The organism is Acinetobacter sp. ABJ_C5_2 (assembly GCF_044538485.1).
Taxonomy (GTDB): domain Bacteria; phylum Pseudomonadota; class Gammaproteobacteria; order Pseudomonadales; family Moraxellaceae; genus Acinetobacter; species Acinetobacter nosocomialis_A.
In genome coordinates this window covers 200,563-224,703 of record NZ_JBIUCS010000004.1, presented here as the reverse complement: position 1 = coordinate 224,703, position 24,141 = coordinate 200,563, and the positions used below count along the sequence as shown (strand labels likewise).

Genomic DNA, 24,141 nt, shown 5'->3' with positions numbered 1-24,141 from the left:
TTGCCTATGCATATAAATTTTCCAGATCATTTTTTAGAAATCCAGAAACAGCTTGAAAATCCTCAAGCTGTTATCGACGAAAATATTCTCATTGACCTAGTCAATGCTTTACGGCCATCCGATCCTCACGATACGGATGAAATAGAGCAAAAAATACAAGCATTTATTGATAGCTTATTACTTACTCCTACCGCTCCAGCCCTTTTACAAACCTTTTTATTACGTTTAATTAATCAATATAAGCAAGTGAGCTTATATGCCGATAGCGGCATTTTGTCTTTAGATGGTTTCTGGAACCAACTTGGACAAAGACTCGGCGGCCATTTTCTGCCACTCATTGAAGATGCAAGCCAGCTCAAAATTTTGATTGGAAAAATTTTCTATTTAGAAAGTGATTCAGTCTGGTTAAACAACGTTGATGACAAAGATTGGGCAACCTTATTCGGGCTTATTGGGCAAAGTAACAGTAATGTCGATGAAAAACATGCCATTCAACGAGAAATGATTAAGGCGATTACTGTCTTATCTTATCGTATTAGTGGTATTGGGCTTTATCCTGAATTTATTAATGCTCAGCCTGAGTTAACTGAATATGAATCACCGTTTTTAGTACAAAACCGTGAAATTATTGAGTTTATTGAAAAGTATAAAAAACAAGATATTTCTAGCAATGACATTGCAGTTGTTCCCCCGCCAGATGCATCTCAAGCATTTGTAATGTTGGAACAATGCCGTGACGTCGTTTTAAAAATACGTCGTGCCACCAAAAGAATCGGTGTTAGTTTAAGTTTGACTTATTTACTGTCTTTGCTTGAGCAATGTTTAGATCGAATTGAATTATTACTCTACTTGGTCGTAGACGACAGTGAAGGCCGCTATATTTCTTTAGGGAATTTAATTTCGGACTTAACTAAAGCACATTACAGCGAAAAAAGTGTTCGCTCTTTACTAAGTACCACTAGTGAACTGATTGCCTTTCAAGTTACAGAAAATGCAAGCCGTACTGGTGAGCACTATGTGAGTACAGACACTAAAGGCTTTTGGGGTATGTATAAAGCCGCTGCTGGTGCAGGTGTGATTATTGCCTGTATGGCATCATTAAAAATTCTTGCTGCACGTATGACGATGGCCCCGCTTATGCAAGCCTTTACGTTCAGTATGAACTATTCACTCGGCTTTATTCTGATTCATGTATTGCACTTTACTGTTGCGACAAAACAGCCAGCAATGACAGCGGCTGCCCTCGCTGCCACTGTTCAGCAGCGTAAAGGCTCTAAAACTGCACAAATTGCAGAGTTAGCCGCACTTATTATCAATATTATTCGAACTCAGTTTATTGCTATTTTGGGTAATATCTCGATTGCAATCCCTACTGCTGCACTCATTACTTTTGCTTGGCAGTTTTATCTTGATGAACCTTTATTAACCCATACCAAAGCCACTTCTCTTTTACACAGCTTAAATCCATTTACATCTTTAGCCGTTCCACATGCAGCAATTGCAGGCGTATGTTTGTTCTTGTCGGGTCTTATTGCAGGCTACTTCGACAATATGGCTGTTTATAGAAAAGTAGGAGCTCGTTTAAAAGCACACCGACGTTTAAGGAACCTATTTGGGCAAGAACGCCTAAACCGTTTTGCTGAATATATTGAACGTAATTTAGGTGCGCTTGCTGGTAACTTCCTGTTCGGCGTCATGCTAGGAAGTATGGGAACAATCGGCTTTATTCTAGGTTTACCTTTAGATATTCGTCATATTGCCTTTGCATCAGCGAACTTTATTCAAGGTTTAATGACCATTAACGGTAGTCCAGATATTGGCTTGATTATTGTTTCATTTTTAGGTGTGCTCTGTATTGGTCTCACTAACTTATTTGTGAGTTTCACGCTCACTATTATTGTCGCATTACGTGCACGTCGAGTTCGCTTTGAACAATGGAAGCCATTAGCTAAACTGGTCATGACCCATTTTCTTACACGCCCGAGTGATTTCTTCTGGCCTCCAAAACAGCCTTTAGAATTAGAAGAAAATACCCAAGCAAGTGGCGGGAAAAAAGCAGAACACTAGCGTTTTGCTTTGTACACAAATTGTGAATTCCGTCAATTTTGTTGTGATTGTTTTTCCAAATGTTAAAAAAATTTCAAAATGAATTTACGATGATCTATCAGGCTTGAAAAAAAGTGTACTGGCAAGTACACTTTCAACGGCATTCAGTAGTAAAAAACTACATGAATAAGCAAAGGTGTGTATATGCCCTATCTATTGCTTTGTATTGGTTGCGTTTTTTTAGGATTAGGTGTTCTTGGTCTGGTTGTACCAAGTCTTCAATCTTTGGACTTGCTCACCGTTCAAACATTGAGTCACCATCGTTTAGATTATCTTAATAGTATAACCACCTTTCTTGCACGCGTAGGCGGCATGCCTTTTGTATGTTTTTTATCCTTTCTAGTATGTATATATTTAGCATGGTATAAAAAATATATTACTGTTATTTTCATTAGCTTGGGAGTTATTGGCAGTATCACCATGGGTTGGCTGCTCAAGTGGTGTGTTAACCGGCCTAGACCTCCTGAGGCATATCATATTGTTGAAAGTTACGGTGCATCGTTCCCAAGTGCACATAGTGTTTATGCATCAACACTGGCTTGTCTGGCAATGATTATGTTATGCCATAAGCACAACATTAACTCTCCTTATATTGTTTTGATCTCCTGTCTTTGGTTTGTGTGTATGGGGCTTTCAAGAATATATGCAGGAGTTCATTTCCCAACAGACGTACTCGCTGGTTGGGGCATTGGTTTTATTTGGATTGCACTGCTTTGGCTCTGGTTATTACAAACACAAAGTAGGTTAAGTAGAAAACAAATATATTTTTAGATTTTATCTAAACGAGGTGGAACAATGATGTCGGCTAAGCTTTGGGCACCAGCCCTTACTGCTTGCGCATTAGCAACAAGTATCGCGCTTGTTGGTTGTAGCAAAGGCTCCGATGAGAAACAGCAAGCTGCTGCTGCTCAGAAAATGCCGCCTGCAGAAGTAGGTGTTATTGTTGCTCAACCACAAAGTGTTGAACAAAGCGTTGAGCTTTCAGGCCGTACTTCAGCATATCAAATTTCTGAAGTTCGTCCTCAAACAAGTGGCGTGATTTTAAAACGTTTATTTGCTGAAGGAAGCTATGTTCGTGAAGGTCAAGCGCTCTATGAGCTCGACTCTAGAACGAACCGCGCAACGTTAGAAAATGCAAAAGCATCACTCCTACAACAACAGGCAAATCTAGCTTCACTACGTACCAAGTTAAATCGTTATAAACAACTTGTTTCTAGTAATGCTGTGTCTAAACAGGAATATGATGACTTACTTGGTCAAGTCAATGTCTCAGAAGCACAAGTTGCTGCAGCTAAGGCTCAAGTAACAAATGCGAATGTAGATCTTGGTTATTCTACAATTCGCTCTCCTATTTCTGGACAATCTGGGCGTTCTTCAGTAACGGCTGGTGCTTTAGTTACTGCAAACCAGACTGACCCGTTAGTAACGATTCAGCAGTTAGATCCAATCTATGTTGATATTAATCAGTCTAGCGCCGAGTTGTTACGTTTACGTCAGCAATTAAGTAAAGGCAGTTTAAACAACAGTAACAACACGAAAGTAAAATTAAAGCTTGAAGATGGTTCTACCTATCCAATCGAAGGGCAACTTGCTTTCTCTGACGCTTCTGTAAACCAAGATACAGGAACAATTACGTTACGTGCTGTATTCTCTAACCCGAATCATTTATTGCTTCCGGGTATGTATACTACTGCACAAATTGTTCAGGGTGTTGTTCCAAATGCTTATCTGATTCCACAAGCTGCCGTTACACGTTTACCTACAGGTCAAGCTGTAGCAATGCTTGTTAATGCCAAAGGGGCTGTTGAGAGTCGTCCAATTGAAACCTCAGGGGTTCAAGGACAAAACTGGATTGTGACTAACGGCTTAAAAGCTGGCGATAAAGTCATTGTTGATGGCGTTGCCAAAGTTAAAGAAGGGCAACAAGTAACAGCAAAACCTTATCAAGCTCAACCAGCAAGTCCTCAAAGTGCAGCACCAAATGCTGCGAAACCGGCTCAATCAGGTAAACCTCAAGCAGAACAGAAAGCAGCTTCAAATGCATAAGGGGTAGATTGAATGGCACAATTTTTTATTCATCGCCCCATATTTGCGTGGGTGATTGCATTAGTCATTATGTTGGCGGGTATTCTCACGCTAACAAAAATGCCTATTGCACAGTATCCAACGATTGCACCACCGACAGTCACAATTGCTGCGACTTATCCTGGTGCGTCGGCTGAAACAGTTGAAAACACCGTAACCCAGATCATTGAACAACAAATGAATGGTCTCGATGGTTTACGTTATATTTCTTCTAACAGTGCAGGTAATGGTCAAGCATCTATTCAATTAAACTTTGAACAAGGTGTTGACCCTGATATTGCACAGGTTCAAGTTCAAAACAAATTGCAATCTGCAACTGCACTTTTACCTGAAGATGTACAACGTCAAGGTGTAACAGTAACTAAATCTGGTGCAAGCTTCTTGCAAGTTATTGCATTCTATTCACCAGATAACAACCTTTCAGACTCAGACATTAAAGACTATGTAAACTCATCAATTAAAGAACCGCTTAGCCGTGTTGCTGGTGTTGGTGAAGTAACAGTCTTTGGTGGTTCATACGCGATGCGTATTTGGCTCGATCCAGCTAAATTAACAAGTTACCAACTCACACCTAGCGATATTGCAACTGCTTTACAAGCGCAGAACTCGCAAGTTGCTGTAGGTCAGTTAGGTGGTGCACCTGCTGTACAAGGTCAAGTGCTTAACGCAACTGTAAATGCGCAAAGCTTATTACAGACACCTGAACAGTTTAAAAATATCTTCTTAAAGAACACAGCATCAGGTGCTGAGGTTCGTTTAAAAGATGTTGCTCGCGTAGAGTTAGGTTCTGATAACTATCAGTTCGATTCGAAGTTTAACGGCAAACCAGCGGCTGGTCTTGCAATTAAAATTGCAACTGGTGCGAATGCACTTGATACAGCAGCAGCAGTTGAACAACGTTTGTCTGAATTACGTAAGAACTATCCAGCAGGTTTACAAGATAAACTCGCTTATGACACGACTCCATTTATCCGTCTTTCAATTGAGAGTGTTGTACACACGCTAATTGAAGCCGTGATTTTGGTATTCATTGTCATGTTCCTATTTTTACAAAACTGGCGCGCAACGATTATTCCAACGCTTGCAGTTCCAGTAGTTGTATTAGGTACATTTGCAGTTATTAATATCTTTGGTTTCTCAATTAACACCTTAACCATGTTCGCTATGGTATTGGCAATCGGTCTTCTGGTCGATGACGCCATTGTTGTAGTTGAAAACGTTGAACGTGTAATGAGTGAAGACCATACCGATCCGGTTACAGCAACTTCTCGTTCAATGCAGCAGATTTCTGGTGCGTTAGTGGGTATTACCAGCGTATTGACTGCGGTATTCGTACCGATGGCATTCTTTGGTGGTACAACAGGTGTAATTTACCGTCAGTTCTCGATTACCCTTGTAACAGCAATGGTTTTATCGTTAATTGTAGCGTTAACCTTCACCCCTGCTCTTTGTGCAACAATCTTAAAACAGCATGATCCAAATAAAGAACCAAGCAATAATATCTTTGCGCGTTTCTTTAGAAGCTTTAACAACGGTTTTGACCGCATGTCGCATAGCTACCAAAATGGTGTTAGCCGCATGCTTAAAGGCAAAATCTTCTCTGGCGTGCTTTACGCTGTAGTTATTGCTTTATTAGTGTTCTTGTTCCAAAAACTCCCATCTTCATTCTTACCAGAAGAAGATCAGGGTGTGGTAATGACGCTTGTTCAATTACCGCCAAATGCAACGCTTGACCGTACAGGTAAAGTGATTGACACCATGACAAACTTCTTCATGAATGAAAAAGATACTGTGGAATCTATTTTTACCGTTTCGGGCTTCTCATTCACAGGTGTTGGTCAAAATGCTGGTATTGGCTTCGTTAAATTGAAAGACTGGAGTGAACGTACTTCACCAGAAACTCAAATTGGCGCATTGATTCAGCGTGGTATGGCATTGAATATGATCGTTAAAGACGCATCTTACATCATGCCTTTACAGCTTCCAGCAATGCCTGAATTAGGTGTAACAGCCGGATTCAACTTGCAACTTAAAGATTCAAGTGGTCAAGGCCATGAGAAACTTATTGCTGCACGTAATACGATCTTAGGTTTGGCTGCACAAGATAAACGTCTTGTGGGTGTTCGCCCTAATGGTCAAGAAGATACACCTCAGTATCAAATTAATGTAGACCAAGCTCAAGCTGGTGCCATGGGTGTGAGTATTGCCGAAATTAACAATACGATGCGTATTGCATGGGGTGGCTCATACATTAACGACTTCGTTGACCGTGGCCGTGTGAAAAAAGTTTATGTTCAAGGTGATGCGGGTAGCCGTATGATGCCTGAAGACTTAAACAAGTGGTATGTACGTAATAACAAAGGCGAAATGGTACCGTTCTCTGCATTTGCTACTGGCGAATGGACATATGGTTCTCCACGTCTTGAACGTTATAACGGCGTATCATCGGTTAACATTCAAGGTACACCTGCACCTGGCGTGAGCTCTGGTGACTCGATGAAAGCGATGGAAGAAATTATTGCTAAGTTACCATCTATGGGCTTACAAGGTTTCGACTATGAATGGACAGGTTTATCACTTGAAGAACGTGAGTCTGGTGCTCAAGCTCCATTCTTATATGCGCTTTCATTGTTAATCGTTTTCCTTTGCTTGGCTGCATTGTATGAAAGCTGGTCTATTCCGTTCTCGGTTTTACTTGTGGTACCACTCGGTATTATTGGTGCAATCGTATTAACTTACTTGGGTATGATTATTAAAGGAGATCCAAATCTCTCAAATAACATTTACTTCCAGGTAGCGATGATCGCGGTAATCGGTCTTTCTGCAAAAAATGCGATCTTGATTGTTGAGTTCGCAAAAGAATTGCAGGAAAAAGGTGAAGATCTACTTGATGCAACCTTACATGCTGCAAAAATGCGTTTACGTCCAATTATCATGACGACCCTTGCCTTCGGTTTTGGTGTACTTCCACTTGCTCTTTCAACAGGTGCTGGTGCAGGAAGTCAGCACTCAGTAGGCTTCGGTGTACTTGGTGGCGTACTCAGCGCGACATTCTTAGGTATCTTCTTTATCCCTGTATTCTATGTGTGGATTCGTAGTATCTTTAAGTACAAACCAAAAACCATAAACACTCAGGAGCATAAATCGTGATGCAAAAAGTATGGTCTATTTCAGGTCGTAGCATTGCGGTATCTGCACTTGCGCTTGCTTTGGCAGCTTGTCAAAGCATGCGCGGCCCAGAACCAGTCGTGAAAACCGATATTCCACAGAGCTATGCATATAACAGCGCTTCTGGTACATCTATTGCTGAACAGGGCTACAAACAGTTCTTTGCTGACCCGCGTTTGCTGGAAGTAATCGACTTGGCTCTTGCGAATAACCGTGATTTACGTAAAGCAACGCTAAATATTGAACGTGCTCAAGAGCAATATCAGATTACGAAGAACAACCAGCTTCCAACGATTGGAGCAAGTGGTAGTGCAATTCGTCAGGTTACGCCAAGTCGTGACCCGAATAACCCCTACTCTACTTACCAAGTAGGTTTGGGTGTAACTGCTTATGAGCTTGATTTCTGGGGTCGTGTTCGTAGTCTAAAAGACGCTGCTTTAGATAATTACCTCTCAACACAAAGTGCGCGTGATTCGACTCAGATCAGCTTGATCAGCCAAGTTGCTCAAGCATGGTTGAATTATTCGTTTGCAACAGCAAATTTAAGACTTGCAGAGCAAACGCTTAAAGCACAGCAAGATTCTTACAATCTCAACAAAAAACGTTTTGATGTAGGTATCGACAGTGAAGTTCCGTTGCGTCAGGCACAGATTTCTGTAGAAACTGCGCGTAATGATGTAGCGAACTACAAGACTCAAATTGCTCAAGCACAAAACTTGTTGAACTTACTTGTAGGTCAACCGGTTGCACAAAACTTGTTGCCAACACAACCTGTAAAACGTATTGCTCAGCAAAATGTATTCACTGCTGGTTTACCAAGTGACTTGTTAAACAACCGTCCGGATGTAAAAGCGGCTGAATATAACTTAAGCGCTGCGGGTGCGAATATTGGTGCTGCAAAAGCACGTTTATTCCCAACCATTAGCTTAACGGGTTCAGCAGGTTATGCATCAACTGACTTAAGCGATCTATTTAAGTCGGGTGGTTTTGCATGGTCAATTGGTCCAAGCTTAGATTTACCAATCTTTGACTGGGGTACTCGTCGTGCCAATGTGAAAATTTCTGAAACTGATCAGAAAATTGCATTGTCTGACTATGAAAAATCAGTTCAGTCTGCATTCCGCGAAGTGAATGATGCACTTGCTACGCGTGCCAACATTGGTGACCGTTTAACAGCGCAACAACGTTTGGTAGAAGCAACTAACCGCAACTACACACTTTCAAATGCTCGCTTCCGCGCTGGTATTGATAGTTATTTGACGGTTCTTGATGCACAGCGTTCATCTTATTCAGCAGAACAAGGTTTGTTATTGCTTCAACAAGCAAACTTAAACAACCAAATCGAGTTATATAAAACTCTAGGTGGTGGTTTAAAAGCAAATACTTCAGATACCGTGGCACACCAACCATCAAGTGCTGAACTTAAAAAGCAATAAGCTTTAAATCATGTTCTTATAAAAGCTCACTTCGGTGGGCTTTTTTATTGCAACTGATGTGAATATTTTTTATCTTGAAACCTTAAGAAATTTAGATTGATAAAAAACAATGTTATTAAGTAATTTAGAAAGCGTTCCAGGCCATCAAATTTTAAAGCAACTCGATGTTGTTTATGGAAGCACTGTTCGTAGCAAACATGTGGGCCGTGACCTCATGGCAAGTTTAAAAAATATTGTGGGTGGTGAACTCACGGGCTACACCGAACTTTTAGAAGAATCCCGCCAAGAAGCCATGGATCGTATGATTGCCAAAGCCCAGCAGCTTGGTGCGAATGCAATTGTTGGTATTCGTTTCTCAACTTCAAACATTGCCCAAGGCGCTTCCGAGCTATTTGTATATGGCACAGCAGTCGTGGTGCAACCGCAAGCTCCACATCTACCAGACCCATTTAATGCATAGGTAGAAAATGGACAATCTTATTTTTCAGCTTGTTGTTTTTCTCATTCTTTTCAGTATCGGTTGGGCTTTTGGCCGTCATATTGAACAAAAACATTTGAATGAACTTCTAGAAAAAGAGCAACAATTTGCCCATATCAGAATTGATACCAATCGTTTTACAACAAGTGATCAGTTAGGCCACTTTATTAGCAGTAATGTGGTCATTTCCCATGACTATTTTAAATATGTACTGGCTTCTATCAAAAATGTTTTAGGTGGTCGTCTTAGCAGTTATGAAAGTATTGTTGAACGTGCTCGCCGCGAAGCAATTATTCGTTTAAAACAACAAGCACATAGTGTGGGTGCTAACCATATTATGGGAGTTCGGCTGAGTACAACCGAACTCGGTATGCAAGGCGGAATGGTTGAAGTTTTTGCTTATGGTACAGCAGTCAAAGACTAGCACTGCCCCATAGCAGAAAAATGTATACGCGGATTGCCAATATTTTTAGTTAAGTGTTGGCAAATTCCGGTAATTTTCCATTTGTCCTGTTGTTTTGCCAAAGTAAAATAATAGCGACCAAAAGAATGAAAATAATCATTTTCCGAAAAACGGTAAATTTGATAATTACACTCTAGCCATGCACGGTCTTGTTCAATCCGAATAAGAGGATTACTCAAATTGTGCTGTAATCGCAAATGCGACAAAGCTTGTTGCCGCGAACCTTTATATTCATGACAAGACACCACACATAAAGGTTCTCCTCTAAACTGGAAATAGTCCACCTCAAGTTGATCGGCCAATAACTCATCAAACGCATCCCAATTTTTCTGGTCAAAGACCAATTGAAAACGCGTTACAACGTCTAAGATACGATGGTATTCTTGATCCATGGTGAACCTTCTATGTGGGTTTTTCCATCAATTTAGCACGGCGAAATCTCTTTTTTATTTCACTTTTGTTTTTCGTATCATTTTATAGAGTAATTTCGGGGACATACGGGAAACCATTACACCTAATTTTTCTTTCGTTCCGCCCACTACTATATACTCTTGCCCTTGCATTAATGCCTTAACTGACTGTTCTGCAAAAACATCTGCTTCTAATCCATTTTCAATTGCTTCGTCTTGATGGCCTTGAGGCTGCCCTGCACCATTTAACGCATTAAATGAAACATTGGTTTTTACAAAGCCTGGGAAAATCACAGAAACTTCAACGCCTTGATCTGAAACTTCAGCACGTAAACTGTTGGCCCACATGTGAATTGCAGCTTTAGCAGCCGAATAACTTGCACGATACTGCGTACCTAATAACCCTGCTACACTAGAGACAAATACAACTCGGCCAGACTTTTGTTTGAGCATGGTCGGCAGCACAGTTTTGGTTAATGCCACTTGCGAGAAATAATCGACTTCCATAATGGCTCTTTCAGTTTCCATTGTGGTGTCCTGAATCAAAGCACGTTGACTTAAACCCGCATTATTAATAAGCCAGTCGATTCGACCTTTGGCTTTTAAAATCTGCTCATACGCTTCTTGAACTTGCTGTTGGTTGGTAATGTCTGCAACTACCGACAAATGCTGGTCTGGATGGAGTAAACCAACGCGAACTTCTTCTAATTCTTCAAAGCGGCGTGAAGTTAAAATCACTTGAGCACCTTGCAGAGCAAACTCACCAGCTAAAGCTTTCCCTAAACCAGAAGATGCTCCAGTAATCCACACCACTTTATTTTGCAAAGTATCAAGTTTGGCCATGCTTTAAATTCCTATTATCTTTTTAAATTATGCTGCTTGATGCATGAAGGCCAAAAAGTGGTTGATATAGTGAGTTGCTGTGGTCTGATCAACCTGCGTCCCCAATTTTTCCAAACGTTTATAGCCCAAATGCGTTGTCATATTAATGACCCCATTTAGAGTTTTATCGACAACTAAATTAAATTTTAAACGTTTTTTAGGTTCACGTACTAGGCTTGTTACGCCTAAATCCACTATTTGAATCAAGGTTTGAAAAGCTTCTTCTACGCTTTGCATATTGCCCGCGCGTATTTGCTCAGTCAGTGTTTGGGCTTGTTGCACAAGTTGAGGTGTGATCGGGTACGTAATATAAACATCTTGCTCACGTTCTTTCATGAGTGACGTCATATAATCAACTAAAGGTAAAAGTCGTTCATTACCAAAAAAAGAAACTGACCAAGGCATATACTTTCGGAAAGTATCTAAAATTTGTTGAAGAACTTTCTCAGATTCTTGGCGCTGCTTTTCGGTCATGGTCGAGTTGCCTTTCTCTCCTTGTAACAATACGGAGAACACTTGCTCAATAATTTCACAAGATAAATCAGAAAGAACATTACCCAATACTTTAGATTGGCTTTCTTTTACCCCTGCCTGCAATTTCTCTCGAATCGCAGCAAATTGCGTATAGGTCGAGTCGGAAATTTTTAAAAAAACTTTGTAGCTCATGAGTCGCATCCCTTATCAATTCTTTTGTAATTTTTGTGCCGTGCCGCTACACGATTAAATTGTGATCCATGCTTCATAAATCTACCGTTTTTTGAAAAAAATACAAAACCGTTTATCTGTTTTCAGCACATTAATTTCGAGGCATTTTTTTGCTACAATAGATGCAATTTTTTATGCATATTCGATCTAAGCTACTATGACTGACGCTCAAACCGCTCAAAATATTGCAACCACATACGATCCAACCGAGATCGAAAAGAAGTGGTACAAAACGTGGGAAGAACAAGGTTACTTCAAACCTTCTGGTCACGGTGAATCATTCTGTATCATGATTCCACCACCAAACGTCACTGGTAGTTTGCACATGGGCCATGGCTTTAACAATGCCATTATGGATGCCCTCACCCGTTATAACCGCATGATGGGTAAAAACACTTTGTGGCAACCAGGTACAGACCATGCTGGTATTGCAACTCAAATGGTTGTTGAGCGTCAACTTGGCTTACAAGGTGTAACTCGTCACGACTTAGGCCGTGAAAAGTTCATCGAAAAAGTTTGGGAATGGAAAGAACAATCTGGCGGCACAATTACGAAACAAATTCGTCGCTTAGGTTCGTCTGTAGATTGGTCACGTGAACGCTTCACGATGGACGAAGGTCTATCAAACGCTGTTAAAGAAGTATTCGTTCGTTTGCACGAAGACGGTTTAATTTACCGTGGTAAGCGCCTTGTAAACTGGGACCCTAAACTTCAAACAGCACTTTCTGACCTTGAAGTAGAAAGCAAAGAAGAAAAAGGCTCACTTTGGCACTTTAAATATTTCTTTGAAGACAAATCAGTTAAAACTCAAGACGGCAAAGACTATTTAGTCGTTGCAACGACTCGTCCAGAAACATTACTTGGTGATACTGCTGTTGCCGTTCACCCAGAAGATGAGCGTTATGCACACCTTGTTGGTAAAAACATTGTATTACCAATTACAGGTCGTTTAATTCCAATCGTTGCCGACGACTATGTTGAAAAAGACTTCGGTACTGGCTGTGTAAAAATTACCCCTGCTCATGACTTCAATGACTATGACCTAGGTAAACGCAATAGCTTGCCAATCATTAATATCTTCAACAAAAATGCCGAAGTTTTAGGTGAGTTTGAATATATTGCAAAAGCTGGCGAACAGATTTCTAAAACTATTATTGCACCTGCGGAATACGCTGGTTTAGAACGTTTTGAAGCACGTAAAAAATTAGTTGCTCAAGCTGAAGCTGAAGGCTGGTTAGATCAAATCCAACCGTATGACTTAAAAGCGCCACGTGGCGACCGTTCAGGCGTAATCATTGAGCCGTTACTGACTGACCAATGGTACGTGAAAATTGCGCCGCTTGCTGAGCCTGCAATTGAAGCAGTTCAAGATGGCCGTATTAAGTTTGTTCCAGAGCAGTACAGCAACATGTACATGGCGTGGATGCGTGACATTCAAGACTGGTGTATTTCACGTCAACTTTGGTGGGGTCACCGTATTCCAGCTTGGTACGATGCAAATGGCAACATCTATGTTGGCCGTAACGAAGAAGAAGTACGCGCGAAAAATAACATCGCTGCTGACGTTGAACTTAAACAAGACGAAGACGTACTTGATACATGGTTCTCATCTGCACTTTGGACATTCTCAACATTAGGTTGGACTGGCGACGCACAAAAAGACGCAGCAAATGATTTCTTAAAAACCTTCCACCCAACAGATGTGTTGGTGACTGGTTTTGACATCATTTTCTTCTGGGTTGCCCGCATGATCATGATGACCCTGCACTTCATGAAAAATGAAGATGGTTCATCTCAAGTTCCATTTAAGACTGTTTACGTTCACGGCTTGGTACGTGATGGTGAAGGTCAAAAAATGTCGAAGTCTAAAGGTAACGTACTTGACCCATTAGACTTGATTGACGGTATTGATCTAGAAAGCTTAGTTGCAAAACGTACTACTGGCCTCATGAACCCGAAAGATGCAGCGAAGATTGAAAAATCAACGCGCAAAGAGTTCCCAGAAGGTATCAATGCTTATGGTACTGATGCAGTACGTTTCACGTTCTGTGCGCTTGCAAACACTGGTCGTGACATCAAGTTCGACTTAAAACGTGTTGAAGGCTACCGTAACTTCTGTAACAAAATCTGGAACGCGACTCGTTTCGTTCTGATGAATGTTGAAGGTCAAACTGTTGGTACCGACGCTCGCCCTGACCTTTGGGAACTTCCAGAACAATGGATTATGAGCCGTCTGCAAAAAGCTGAAGCTGCTGTACACCAAGCGTTTGCAACGTATCGTTTAGACCTTGCTGCTCAAGCGATTTATGACTTTATTTGGAATGAATACTGTGACTGGTACGTTGAGTTAACTAAACCAGTTCTTAACGATGCAGAAGTTTCAGAAGAGCGTAAAGCTGAAGTACGCCGTGTATTGCTTGCAGTAATGGAAGCTTCTTTACGTTTGGCTCATCCGTTAATGCCGTATTTGACAGAAGAAATCTGGCAGACTCTTGCACCAATGCTTGGTCAAGGCGGCCCAACGATTATGACTGCTCAATATCCTATTCCTGAGCAAGCAAAAATCAACGAACAAGCTGAAGCAGATATGCAATGGCTTCAAGGTTTGATTGGTGCAGTACGTAACATTCGTGGTGAGTTGGGCTTAGGTAATGCGCGCTTGTTGCCAGTATTACTTCAAAACACATCTGACGCTGAACGTGAACAAATCATTCGTATTGAAGCATTGTTCAAAGCATTGGCTAAAGTTGAAAGCATTGAGTTCTTGAATAAAGACCAAGAACCACCTTTGTCTTGCTCTAGCGTTGTTAGCCATGCATCGGTATTTGTACCAATGAAAGGCTTAATTGACCCTAAAGCTGAGCTTGCTCGTTTACAAAAAGACTTGGATAAAATCCAAAAGCAACACGACCAAATCGCGGGCAAACTTGCAAACGAAGGCTTTGTCTCTAAAGCACCAGCGGCTGTTGTTGAAGGTGAAAAAGCGAAGCTTGCTGAATTTGCTGCTCAGTTAGAGAAAGTTAAAGCGAATATGGAGCAAATTGCTGCGCTTTAAGCTTTTTTAGTCGAATAAACCCAGAATCTGTGCAAGCAGGTTCTGGGTTTTTCTATATTTAGAAATTACTTTTTCTGTAGAATCACCATATGAAGATGCCATGATTTTATAAAACCATTCAACAAAGGTAGATTTTCATTCATTTCTTTATGAAACAATAAATTAAAATCATATAAGAATAGATCAACTATATCTTGATAAGTAAAACCTATAAATTTTTTAGGTTCTCTAATAACCCATTCATCTTGAGTCCCCAATAAATCAACTACCAGAATTCCGCCTTCAGGAAGTGCATTTATAATTCGTTTAATTACACTATAAAAATAACTTGGGTCGCAAAAGAATAGACTTGATGAGGCAATAATTAAGCTTGCAGACGGGAAATTAAAGTTTTCAAAAGATTCATGATAGAAAATAAATTTAGAGTCATCCTTGAATCGCTCAGCACAGACTTTTTGTGCATCAATTGAAATATCAAAAGCATGAACATTAAATCCCTTTGAGAGTAGATAAGCAGATTCATTGCCAGCACCACAGCCGCAATCTATAGCAATTAAAGGTAAGTTAGGAAAATGACCTAAAGCCTTCTCTAAAATAGGTCTATGTTTAAGTTCTCTTGATAATTGAATAAATTTTTCATTCATAAATCCGATCTTTTAATTTTTATAATTTTCACACTATATTTTATAAAAAATCCAATCTCAACGATTTCTTATTTCAGAAGCTGCCGACCATATCACGGGCCAACTCGCAAACGAAGGCTTTGTATCTAAAGCACCGGCAGCAGTTGTTGAAGGTGAAAAAGCGAAGCTTGCTGAATTTGCTGCTCAGTTAGAAAAAGTTAAAGCGAATATGGAGCAAATTGCTGCGCTTTAATACAGTAGTTTGATTCAAAAAATCCCCTCTTAGTGAGGGGATTTTTGTTGGAAATAATTACAACTCAGTTCAGAAAGACATATATTTTCAAGCTTTGATATAAATCTATTAGATAACCAAGTCGAATATTGATCAAAAATATAAGTTCAATAAAATCTTAACCTATTAATTTAATGACTTAAAAATATCAATCAATTTTATAAACACTAAATAATAGTTTTCCATTTGCAGAGATTGCCCAATATAAGTGATCATTTTTCTGACCTTCTTCTAAAATAATGAATTTATTTTGCTGGCAAACTTGTTCAACTAAACCAATATTTTTTTCTGAACCATACACATTAAAAGAATCATGTCTTTCAAAATCATCATGATGCCTTAGCATTTCAGGGGGTTGAACATAATGAATGTTGGAGTTAAATGTTTTCCAACGTTTTTTTATAGTTGGCTTAATACATTCAACTGTTGAATAGGTAATTTTCTTCTGGACTTGCAACTGCTTTTTAGATAAAAAATTTACTTTAGTTTTATTATCTAAGGGATAGACTACAATCCAATAACCATCGTCATATGAATCTAATCTTTGATAAAAAAATATTGATTCTGTCAGATTAGGAAAGATTTTATGATCATATAAAATACTATTTTTCAATCTTTTCTTATTTAGACTCTCTTCAAAAAAATTATCCGCCAGAAATACTAAAGAAATTATTAAAATTACAAAACCTACAATTGAAATAAAGATATAAATTACAAACTTTAAAATTGTACTTAACATAAAAACTCAAATTTAAAATTTAAAATTTAAAAAGGCTCATCTAGGCCTAATTTCTTATAGCTATATTAAAATAGCCCCCAATTTTTTAAAATTCGCCCAAGTCATCACTACTAATCTCACGACATCATATAACTTCTGAATGCTAATTACTCCTGCTATAAGTTAATTAATTTGGAGTATTATTTAATAAATTAAAGCACCCCATGCCCCAACAACATTTCTACCCCACTCACCTTTTTCATATACTTTAAACGTTCTTTCTCCCATTTCAACTGCTGCTTTAGCTCAGCACAGTCGGCATCGACAGCTTTATAAACATCACTAATGTGTACATGCTCTGCTTTCACGTTCTTCACTAACTGAAAAGAATCTAAAATCTCAGCTATTTGACTTTCAAGCTGCTGACTTTGTGCATCTAAAGCCAGTTTATAAAACCTCAATTGCTCGGCAGATAAGTCTTTAGCACCTAGCCCTTTATTCTGTTCAAGCTGTAACTGGAGTTTGAGTAAATAAAACAAATCCTGCTTTTCGTAGGCCTGACTTGCCTGTTGAAACAGCTCGGTTTTTTCTAATTTTTTAGTTTCATCTTGCTCACGGTCTGGGTGAATCATCGCGGCAATTTTTAAATAAACTGTTTTTAACGACTGCGCTGCCATTTGCTCAGCTTGTTCACGTTTCTGCTGCTGTCTTTGCCGTTTGGCTTGTTCACGCGCTTGTTGTTGCTCGGCTGCATACTTTTCAAATTCTTCTTCAAGTTCTGCACTTTGATCAACGCTTTCTTGGTATTCTGATTTTATTGGCTGAACTTTTTTATTCTTTTTTACCGATTCTCTCGCATGTTGCTGATAAAAGTTATCGATCTGTTTCACTAAATCCAATTGTTCAGCAGACAGCATTTTGGAGCGCTTCAACATTTGTGCAAGCTGGGCAATTTTTTCGTCTAGTTGTTGCATGTCTGCTTTGGAAAACTCATGGCTATGCAGCATATTCCAAAGTTGCTCTAGCTGCTGAAAGAGCACTGTATGTAAATCATTATATACAGGCATTAGTTTTTGTCGCATGTGCTGTTGAATCTCAGCTTGTGCATTTTGCCATGTGCTCAGGCTAACTTTTTGCTGTTCTATTTTATCAATCAGGCGATTCAATTTTTTCTGCTGTGCAGACGGTTCAGACCTTTGCTGCAAGCTCACTTTGAGATCAAAGGACATAATCATCCACCTGAAAAAGAAAAAAGTGTATCAATAATCAGATGAGGAAGGTAGCCAGCATTCTTTAAGTGTTAAAAGGTCTAAAATTTATATCTTAAGAAATCCACCAAATCACTAATGGCAAAGTCACGGCGGCGCATAACGTTTGAAAGCTAATCACGGCTGCCATGAGCTGACTATCGCCACCCAAAACTTTGGTTAAAATGTATGAAGCTGAAGCAGTCGGTAGCGCAAAGAAAATGACTAAAATTTGTGTTTGTAAGCTTGGTAAACCAAACCAAGTACAGACCATATAAGCCAAAGCAGGTACTACTAAAAGTCGAGCAAAAGTGTCTGCTGCCAATATCACAATGTCTTTTTTTATTTGCATAAACTGCAAAGCTGCGCCAACACATAACAAACCTAGTGGCAAACTCGATACTGAAAAAAGCTTAATAAACTGAGTAAAGCCTTCCCAAATTGGGATGTGAAGTGTATTGACTGCTGCACCGACTATACATGATGCAATTAAAGGGTTTTTAAGCAGTGCAATCAAAACAGGTTTAATTGCCATATGTTCTTTAGAAGTTAAAGCAAGCACCGAAATAACATTTACCAGTGGAATGCAAAGTGCCAATAAAATTGCCAGTATTGCCATTCCTTCACTTTTAAAAAGTGAAGTCACTAAGGCCAAACCAATATAAGTATTAAAGCGAACCATACTTTGTATATGCACACCAAAACGTGCAGGCGGTATATGCCAAAACATTCGGAGTATGTATAAAAAGGCGGTTACAGCTAAGACCACAATCAACATCGCAATAATGGCTGTACTCAAGCTTTGTAAGTCAATTTTTGCAGTCGAGAGCGTACTGAAAAGCAAAGCGGGAAACAAAATATAGTAATTAAGCTTCTCTGCCCCAACCCAAAACTCATCGCTGAAAAAATGATATTTTTTAAATAAGTATCCCGATGCAATTAATGCAACTAAAGGAAAAAGAGATAAAACAATGCTATTCATTTCTTTACTCGAGTTTTGTTAGGGCTTGCTGCTTTGGCAATTAGCTTGGTTTACTCATATATTAAAGATAATGAAAACTCATGATAAAATGAGTTTTTACTCATAACAAATACAACATGACCTTTACCCAACTTGAAATTTTCGCACTTATTGCTGAACTAAAAAGTTTCACTGCGACCGCTGAAAAGCTGGGAATTTCACAGTCGGCAGTTTCCCATGCGCTTAAATCATTAGAACAACAATGGGGCATTAACCTCATTTCAAGAACACAAAGTGATATTGAGCTCACCACCACAGGTCAGCAGTTATTGACCCATGTAAAAGAGTTATTGAGTATTTCCGATACCTTAGAAAAAGAAGTGGCTGCCATCCACGGTTTAAATGAAGGCACATTACGTATTGGTTCTTTTGGAGCTTCATCATCCATTTATCTATTACCTGAAATTTTAGAAAGCTTTCGGCAGCGCTATCCTAAAATCGAAATTTATATCGATGAAGGCGAAGATAAAGAAGTAGCTCAGTGGTTGCTAGAACGGCGCATAGAGGTTGGTTTTTTGATTATGCCAGATGAGCGATTCGATACATTCCCATTAATTGAAGATCGTTTTGTTGCATTAATTCCTAGTCACTACCCGCTCGCGCAACAGCTCTATATTGATCCAGCACAGTTAGAAAACTGCCCTTTCATTATGACAATGGCAGGTAGTAGACATCAGGTCGAATTAATTTTAAAAAACTTTAATGTGAAACCAGATATCAAATTTTATGTTTCACAAATTCTAAGTATCGTCAGCATGGTTCACAACCAGTTAGGGGTTTCGATTGTCTCTGATATGGTCATCACCAAAGAGTTACTCTCACTCTATCCAAACGTGGTCAAACGCCCTTTTAAACCGAACCTTAAACGCTCTATTGGCCTTGCAGTAAAAAACAAGAAGCACATCAGTCCAGCCGTAAAAGCATTTATAGAAGTTGCTCAAGAGGTTTGGTCTAATAAATAATTTGGTCAGAATTTAATTCGTTTTATATTTTAATAACGAACTTTTTTAGGTCATTTTACAAACACATTAGATGACTTGTAACGTAAAAAGCGCCCCAATTGCCCCTCTTTAACCAAATCAACGCACCATTTATCGCCAAAAACTACTTATTTAATCCAAATTGGTGCGCTTATTGCATATTCACTTTTATGCAATTGAGTTTGTTTCGACAAACTTAGGTTTTTAGATTCCTTAAATCTATTTTGGTGCAATTTACAGACCCAGATTTGTTCCAAAATGGAATTTAGCACTTTTTTCGAGCATGCTATGCAAAATGTAGATCTATTTTTCTTATTACTTGGTGCTGTTTTGGTTCTTGCCATGCACGCAGGTTTTGCATTCTTGGAACTTGGTACAGTTCGCCATAAAAATCAGGTGAACGCACTTAGTAAAATTCTGACTGACTTTGCCCTTTCTGCAATCGCCTATTTCTTTGTTGGCTACTACATTTCGTATGGCCAGCATTTCTTCCATGATGGTACAGCTCTAGCAAATGATCATGGCTACAACTTAATGCGTTGCTTCTTTTTACTGACGTTTGCTGCGGCAATTCCTGCCATTATTTCCGGCGGTATTGCTGAACGCGCCAAAATGCGTTCGCAAGCAATTGCAACGCTCGCTTTAGTTGGTCTGGTTTATCCCTTTTTTGAAGGTATGGTCTGGAATGGTAACTACGGTCTACAAAAGTGGTTAGAAACAACTTTTGGCGCAGCTTTTCACGACTTTGCAGGTTCAGTTGTGGTACACGCCATGGGTGGTTGGATTGCACTTGCTGCAGTTATTTTATTAGGTGCTCGCTCTGGTCGTTATAAGAAAGATGGTCGCGTAAGTGCTCACCCACCATCTTCTATTCCATTTTTGGCACTTGGCTCATGGATTTTGATTGTAGGTTGGTTTGGCTTTAATGTAATGAGTGCTCAACGTCTTGATGCAATTTCTGGCCTAGTTGCTATTAATTCACTTATGGCAATGGTTGGCGGAACCATTACAGCAAATGCAATTGGGAGAAATGACCCCGGTTTCTTACATAACGGTCCTCTTGCTGGCTTAGTTGCAATCTGTGCAGGGTCTGACATTGTTCACCCTATTAGTGCACTTGTGATTGGTGGTGCAGCTGGTGCCATGTTCGTATACCTATTTACCTACACTCAAAATAAACTCAAAGTTGATGATGTATTAGGTGTTTGGCCTTTACATGGTGTATGCGGTGCATTTGGTGGTATTGCAGTAGGTCTGTTTGGTCAAAAATGGCTGGGTGGTTTAGGTGGTGTATCTTTTGCCTCTCAGCTCATCGGGACAGTTCTAGCGATTGCAATTGCACTTGCTGGTGGATTTATTGTTTATGGCATACTTAAAGCAACTATTGGTATTCGTTTATCTCAAGAAGATGAGTTTAGAGGTGCAGATTTATCTATTCATAAAATCTCTGCCAACTCTGAAGAAGGTATGTTTTAATTCAGCGATTATGAAGCAGGGTTTAAATATCCTGCTTCTGATTGCCTAATATAAATAAAACTTTTTAAATAAAAATAGTTACTATTGATTAAAAAGTGTGCTTTTAAGTCTCTATACAACCAGCTTATAATATTGAAAAATATATTAATTTTAATATTATTTTAAGATTTATAAATGAAATCCTGTTTAGTTTAAGAACAATTTAAGTTTTATTTTATGTAATGCCCTCAATTCACGCTTAAATTGATGTTACAACACAATGAATCAACAAAAACATTTCTTTCAGCTTCAACTCATTTTTCTTGCTGTCAGTTTTTTTATACTTTTATTTGTATTTCCAGTGGGTGGAAAAATTGATATGTACCTCATCCAACCTTGGATTGATTCAACAGGTCAATTTTTTAATCGAGAAAATTGGTATCTCGAAAAGCTTAATCATCAAATCGTAAAAGATATTATTACAGCGGTTTATGTTATGTTTTTTGGTCTCTGGCTTGCTTCATTTAAAGTAGAAAAGCTAAAAATATATCGCTGGCAATACGGCTATATGTTTTTTGTCAGTATGATTGGTAGCGGTATTGTGGGTTTATTAAAATCACAATCTGCTCATGCCTGCCCTTGGAATATGGTTCATCCTAACAGCTTAGGTGGCTATATTTGGGACTTTACTGCGAAACATGGTCATTGTTTTCCAGGTGGTCATGCTAGCGCTGGTTTTATCATCATGACCGGTTATTTTGTTTATCGTCTTGAACAACCTAAACGTGCTTACTTTTATTTATTCTCAGGCATTTTATTAGGATTTATGATGGGTTGGGCACAAATGATGCGAGGAGCACATTTCCTAAGTCATAATTTATGGACAGGTTGGGTTGTTTGGGCAGTCAATATTTTATTTTACGCGATTTGTATTCATCGCTTTGAATTTGAGAAAGAATTAAAACAAGAGCTTTAAGCTCTTGTTTCATGTAAATGTAAAACTTTAGGTAACTTCACTAAGACTGAAAGACCACCAAGTTCTAAACTCTTGTCGAGAGTTAAAGTTCCACCAAGTCTTTGAGTGGCACGGTCTACAATTGATAAACCTAAACCACTTCCTACTTCTAAATGATGGTGCACTCGATAAAAACGTTTAAGTACTTTATCGTAATTTTCAGGGTCTATACCTGCACCACTATCTTCGATTTGAATACACGCATAGTTATCTGGGTCGGTATAAACTGAAATATTAATAACGCCCTGATGCGGTGTGTATTTAATTGCATTATCAATTAAGTTAAAAATGATCGAATGTACAGTGGGTTCAATACTATGCATCTCGACAGGGTCGTTTTTAACAAAGCCTAAATCAATTTCTTTTTGCATGGCTAAATTAACCAACTGCTCAACGCAATTTAAAGCCACATCGTTAAGCTGAAAATAGCCAGTAGGTTCAACCATACTTAGCGTTACGTCTTGCTTTGCTAATGCCAAAAGCTGTGTAACTAGATGCTGAATACGTGCCAATCCCTTGCTTAAGTTGTGCAACGACTCATGTTCAGGGAACTGACTTAGCAAAATCTTGGTTTGTAAGTTCAATGCAGTAACAGGTGTTCGTAGTTCATGAGCAGCATCTGCAATAAATTGCTTCTGTTCATTTTGTGCTTTAGAAATACGTTCAAATAGGCGGTTCATTTCATCAATGGTAGGTAAAAGCTCCTGAGGATAATCATGCACCTCAATCGGTGTTAACTCTTCAGAATCTCGTTCCATTAACTCATTTTTAAAGTCATCTATTGGTTTTAAACCACGACTAATAATAGCGGCCAAGGCAAATATCGCAAAAGGTAAAATGATTAGATAAGGAATGAACATACTGCCCGCAAGCTCCCACGCGAAAGCTTCACGAACCCGCTCTTGTTGACTGACCTGAATTTGATAGTCTTTTAAGGGTAAAACATATGTTCGGACTACACCTTCAGCGGTTTTATGTGAATAAAAACCAGCTTGTTGAACAGGAGGAACCAAAAAGTGAAGATGATGAGATAAATTCGCTTGGTCTTTATAAGCCCAAATATCTAAAAATAAATCTTCTTCGTGGTAAGTTCGATGTAAATCAAACTTACTACTTACTGTTTTTAAGGGATACTCAGCCGTTCTTTCCGCTAAATACTGCATTTGAGTATCTAAAATTTCATCGACTTCCTGAAGTGCAACTTTATAAGCACTAAAAATTAAGATACAACCTAAGACGACACTAAAAATTGAGGTGCCCCAGAGTAATCGCTTTTTTAATGAATAATGCACGTTCATAAAGCCCCGAATTCTTAAATTATGATTGCCCTAGACGGTAACCTAACCCTCGAATAGTTCGAATAAAGTCTTTACCTAGTTTGGCTCTCAAATGGTGAACATATACTTCAATCGTGTTGCTAGTCACATCACTATCAAAGTCATATAACTTATCTTCCAAGTTAGCCTTCGAGAAAATTTTATTCGGATGACTCATAAGCGGAATCAAAATTGCCCACTCACGATTCGATAAATCAATACGCTGCCCTTTAAAGGTTGCAATATGCTGTTCAACATTTAAAACCAGATCACCACTTTGTAATAGTTGATCTTGGCTCGCAAGTTGAGCCTCTACTCCACTACGGCGCAATAATGCGTGAATGCGAGCAAGTAACTCATCAAACTCATATGGCTTAATTAAGTAATCATCTGCACCCAGATTCAAACCGTCAACACGGTTTTGCAACTGGTCACGCGCAGAGATAATTAAGACAGGCGTTGCTGCTCTTTGACGGATTTGCTTTAAAACCTGCATACCATCCATCATGGGCAATCCCAAATCCAAAAGAATGAGATCAAACTTATTCTTTGCCAGTTGGGCCAAACCATCTAAACCATTATTGACCCATTCCACCTCAAATTGATGATATTGCAGCAACGTAGTCGTTGATTCTGCAATCATAAAATCATCTTCAATCATCAAGATTTTTGTCATGTTCTAGGCT

At 39.1% G+C, this 24,141-nt stretch carries 20 protein-coding genes and 1 pseudogene; 12 read left to right on the top strand and 9 right to left on the bottom strand.

What is annotated here, in order from left to right; translation table 11 throughout:
• Positions 1-6: 6 nt before the first annotated feature.
• The 7 genes from ACH8JV_RS07960 to ACH8JV_RS07930 all read left to right on the top strand — a co-directional run bounded on the left by ACH8JV_RS07960 (position 7) and on the right by ACH8JV_RS07930 (position 9,697).
• Positions 7-2,067, top strand: a complete 2,061-nt coding sequence (locus tag ACH8JV_RS07960) for a site-specific recombinase (RefSeq protein WP_396520609.1) — start codon at positions 7-9, stop codon at positions 2,065-2,067.
• Between the two features lie 183 nt (positions 2,068-2,250).
• Entirely contained in the window at positions 2,251-2,877 is a 627-nt protein-coding gene (locus ACH8JV_RS07955) for a phosphatase PAP2 family protein (protein WP_396520584.1), read from the top strand.
• A gap of 24 nt (positions 2,878-2,901) precedes the next feature.
• A complete protein-coding gene (gene adeI / locus ACH8JV_RS07950; protein WP_396520582.1) occupies positions 2,902-4,152 on the top strand; it encodes a multidrug efflux RND transporter periplasmic adaptor subunit AdeI in 1,251 nt (416 codons plus the stop codon).
• A 12-nt stretch (positions 4,153-4,164) separates the two neighbouring features.
• Positions 4,165-7,341 carry a multidrug efflux RND transporter permease subunit AdeJ gene (gene adeJ / locus ACH8JV_RS07945; RefSeq protein WP_396520580.1) on the top strand — a complete coding sequence of 1,059 codons (3,177 nt, stop codon included), beginning with the start codon at positions 4,165-4,167 and terminating at the stop codon, positions 7,339-7,341.
• A complete protein-coding gene (gene adeK / locus ACH8JV_RS07940; protein ID WP_263614919.1) occupies positions 7,341-8,795 on the top strand; it encodes a multidrug efflux RND transporter outer membrane channel subunit AdeK in 1,455 nt (484 codons plus the stop codon). The genes adeJ and adeK overlap by 1 nt, the downstream gene beginning before the upstream one ends.
• A 109-nt stretch (positions 8,796-8,904) precedes the next feature.
• A complete protein-coding gene (locus ACH8JV_RS07935) occupies positions 8,905-9,255 on the top strand; it encodes a YbjQ family protein (RefSeq protein WP_002051367.1) in 351 nt (116 codons plus the stop codon).
• Between the two features lie 7 nt (positions 9,256-9,262).
• Positions 9,263-9,697: a YbjQ family protein gene (locus ACH8JV_RS07930; protein WP_263614468.1), complete on the top strand. Its 435-nt coding sequence runs from the start codon at positions 9,263-9,265 to the stop codon at positions 9,695-9,697.
• On the opposite strand, the gene ACH8JV_RS07925 is transcribed toward ACH8JV_RS07930, so the two are convergent.
• Genes ACH8JV_RS07925 through ACH8JV_RS07915 form a run of 3 tightly spaced genes read right to left on the bottom strand, consistent with a single transcriptional unit; the run spans position 9,694 to position 11,694 of the window.
• Positions 9,694-10,128, bottom strand: a complete 435-nt coding sequence (locus ACH8JV_RS07925) for a nuclear transport factor 2 family protein (protein ID WP_396520578.1) — start codon at positions 10,126-10,128, stop codon at positions 9,694-9,696. The two genes, ACH8JV_RS07930 and ACH8JV_RS07925, sit on opposite strands and share 4 nt — an antisense overlap.
• Before the next feature lie 54 nt (positions 10,129-10,182).
• Positions 10,183-10,989, bottom strand: a complete 807-nt coding sequence (locus tag ACH8JV_RS07920) for an SDR family NAD(P)-dependent oxidoreductase (RefSeq protein ID WP_016803828.1) — start codon at positions 10,987-10,989, stop codon at positions 10,183-10,185.
• A 27-nt stretch (positions 10,990-11,016) separates the two neighbouring features.
• Positions 11,017-11,694, bottom strand: a complete 678-nt coding sequence (locus ACH8JV_RS07915; protein WP_396520576.1) for a hypothetical protein — start codon at positions 11,692-11,694, stop codon at positions 11,017-11,019.
• Positions 11,695-11,890: 196 nt separating this feature from the next.
• Here ACH8JV_RS07915 and ACH8JV_RS07910 point away from each other — a divergent pair, with 196 nt between their 5' ends.
• Entirely contained in the window at positions 11,891-14,788 is a 2,898-nt protein-coding gene (locus tag ACH8JV_RS07910; protein ID WP_396520574.1) for a valine--tRNA ligase, read from the top strand.
• Between the two features lie 65 nt (positions 14,789-14,853).
• Here the strand turns inward: ACH8JV_RS07910 and ACH8JV_RS07905 are convergent, their stop codons facing one another.
• Positions 14,854-15,432: a methyltransferase domain-containing protein gene (locus ACH8JV_RS07905; RefSeq protein WP_396520572.1), complete on the bottom strand. Its 579-nt coding sequence runs from the start codon at positions 15,430-15,432 to the stop codon at positions 14,854-14,856.
• An 85-nt stretch (positions 15,433-15,517) separates the two neighbouring features.
• On the opposite strand from ACH8JV_RS07905, the pseudogene ACH8JV_RS07900 reads away from it, so the two are divergent.
• Positions 15,518-15,664: pseudogene (locus ACH8JV_RS07900) on the top strand (hypothetical protein); the annotation flags it as partial.
• Positions 15,665-15,851: 187 nt separating this feature from the next.
• Here ACH8JV_RS07900 and ACH8JV_RS07895 read toward each other — a convergent pair.
• The 3 genes from ACH8JV_RS07895 to ACH8JV_RS07885 form a co-directional block, all read right to left on the bottom strand.
• Positions 15,852-16,442, bottom strand: coding sequence for a hypothetical protein (locus ACH8JV_RS07895; protein ID WP_396520570.1), 591 nt, complete (start codon positions 16,440-16,442; stop codon positions 15,852-15,854).
• 191 nt (positions 16,443-16,633) lie between these two features.
• Entirely contained in the window at positions 16,634-17,650 is a 1,017-nt protein-coding gene (locus tag ACH8JV_RS07890) for a molecular chaperone DnaJ (protein ID WP_396520568.1), read from the bottom strand.
• A gap of 94 nt (positions 17,651-17,744) precedes the next feature.
• The gene (locus ACH8JV_RS07885) at positions 17,745-18,650 is read right to left on the bottom strand and encodes an AEC family transporter (protein WP_396520566.1); all 906 of its coding nucleotides are present in this window, start codon (positions 18,648-18,650) and stop codon (positions 17,745-17,747) included.
• Between the two features lie 116 nt (positions 18,651-18,766).
• Here ACH8JV_RS07885 and ACH8JV_RS07880 point away from each other — a divergent pair, with 116 nt between their 5' ends.
• From ACH8JV_RS07880 to ACH8JV_RS07870, 3 genes are all read left to right on the top strand, one after another.
• Complete coding sequence (locus ACH8JV_RS07880; RefSeq protein ID WP_396520564.1) at positions 18,767-19,651, top strand: LysR family transcriptional regulator; 885 nt, start codon at positions 18,767-18,769, stop codon at positions 19,649-19,651.
• A 306-nt stretch (positions 19,652-19,957) separates the two neighbouring features.
• Positions 19,958-21,145, top strand: a complete 1,188-nt coding sequence (locus ACH8JV_RS07875) for an ammonium transporter (RefSeq protein WP_396520562.1) — start codon at positions 19,958-19,960, stop codon at positions 21,143-21,145.
• Between the two features lie 259 nt (positions 21,146-21,404).
• Positions 21,405-22,100 carry a phosphatase PAP2 family protein gene (locus ACH8JV_RS07870; protein WP_263614478.1) on the top strand — a complete coding sequence of 232 codons (696 nt, stop codon included), beginning with the start codon at positions 21,405-21,407 and terminating at the stop codon, positions 22,098-22,100.
• Here the strand turns inward: ACH8JV_RS07870 and ACH8JV_RS07865 are convergent.
• Positions 22,097-23,431 (bottom strand): ATP-binding protein, encoded by a 1,335-nt coding sequence (locus ACH8JV_RS07865; RefSeq protein ID WP_396520607.1) that lies wholly within the window; start codon positions 23,429-23,431, stop codon positions 22,097-22,099. The two genes, ACH8JV_RS07870 and ACH8JV_RS07865, sit on opposite strands and share 4 nt — an antisense overlap.
• 25 nt (positions 23,432-23,456) lie before the next feature.
• On the bottom strand, positions 23,457-24,131 hold the full coding sequence (locus ACH8JV_RS07860; protein WP_004746055.1) for a DNA-binding response regulator PmrA: 675 nt from the start codon (positions 24,129-24,131) through the stop codon (positions 23,457-23,459).
• Positions 24,132-24,141: the final 10 nt, after the last annotated feature.

What these genes read in the sequence shown, in the direction of transcription:
- ACH8JV_RS07960 (WP_396520609.1), top strand. Translation starts at nt 7, where the DNA reads ATGCATATAAATTTTCCAGATCATTTTTTAGAAATCCAGAAACAGCTT.
- ACH8JV_RS07955 (WP_396520584.1), top strand. Translation starts at nt 2,251, where the DNA reads ATGCCCTATCTATTGCTTTGTATTGGTTGCGTTTTTTTAGGATTAGGT.
- adeI (WP_396520582.1), top strand. Translation starts at nt 2,902, where the DNA reads ATGATGTCGGCTAAGCTTTGGGCACCAGCCCTTACTGCTTGCGCATTA.
- adeJ (WP_396520580.1), top strand. Translation starts at nt 4,165, where the DNA reads ATGGCACAATTTTTTATTCATCGCCCCATATTTGCGTGGGTGATTGCA.
- adeK (WP_263614919.1), top strand. Translation starts at nt 7,341, where the DNA reads ATGCAAAAAGTATGGTCTATTTCAGGTCGTAGCATTGCGGTATCTGCA.
- ACH8JV_RS07935 (WP_002051367.1), top strand. Translation starts at nt 8,905, where the DNA reads ATGTTATTAAGTAATTTAGAAAGCGTTCCAGGCCATCAAATTTTAAAG.
- ACH8JV_RS07930 (WP_263614468.1), top strand. Translation starts at nt 9,263, where the DNA reads ATGGACAATCTTATTTTTCAGCTTGTTGTTTTTCTCATTCTTTTCAGT.
- ACH8JV_RS07925 (WP_396520578.1), bottom strand. Translation starts at nt 10,128, where the DNA reads ATGGATCAAGAATACCATCGTATCTTAGACGTTGTAACGCGTTTTCAA.
- ACH8JV_RS07920 (WP_016803828.1), bottom strand. Translation starts at nt 10,989, where the DNA reads ATGGCCAAACTTGATACTTTGCAAAATAAAGTGGTGTGGATTACTGGA.
- ACH8JV_RS07915 (WP_396520576.1), bottom strand. Translation starts at nt 11,694, where the DNA reads ATGAGCTACAAAGTTTTTTTAAAAATTTCCGACTCGACCTATACGCAA.
- ACH8JV_RS07910 (WP_396520574.1), top strand. Translation starts at nt 11,891, where the DNA reads ATGACTGACGCTCAAACCGCTCAAAATATTGCAACCACATACGATCCA.
- ACH8JV_RS07905 (WP_396520572.1), bottom strand. Translation starts at nt 15,432, where the DNA reads ATGAATGAAAAATTTATTCAATTATCAAGAGAACTTAAACATAGACCT.
- ACH8JV_RS07895 (WP_396520570.1), bottom strand. Translation starts at nt 16,442, where the DNA reads ATGTTAAGTACAATTTTAAAGTTTGTAATTTATATCTTTATTTCAATT.
- ACH8JV_RS07890 (WP_396520568.1), bottom strand. Translation starts at nt 17,650, where the DNA reads ATGTCCTTTGATCTCAAAGTGAGCTTGCAGCAAAGGTCTGAACCGTCT.
- ACH8JV_RS07885 (WP_396520566.1), bottom strand. Translation starts at nt 18,650, where the DNA reads ATGAATAGCATTGTTTTATCTCTTTTTCCTTTAGTTGCATTAATTGCA.
- ACH8JV_RS07880 (WP_396520564.1), top strand. Translation starts at nt 18,767, where the DNA reads ATGACCTTTACCCAACTTGAAATTTTCGCACTTATTGCTGAACTAAAA.
- ACH8JV_RS07875 (WP_396520562.1), top strand. Translation starts at nt 19,958, where the DNA reads ATGCAAAATGTAGATCTATTTTTCTTATTACTTGGTGCTGTTTTGGTT.
- ACH8JV_RS07870 (WP_263614478.1), top strand. Translation starts at nt 21,405, where the DNA reads ATGAATCAACAAAAACATTTCTTTCAGCTTCAACTCATTTTTCTTGCT.
- ACH8JV_RS07860 (WP_004746055.1), bottom strand. Translation starts at nt 24,131, where the DNA reads ATGACAAAAATCTTGATGATTGAAGATGATTTTATGATTGCAGAATCA.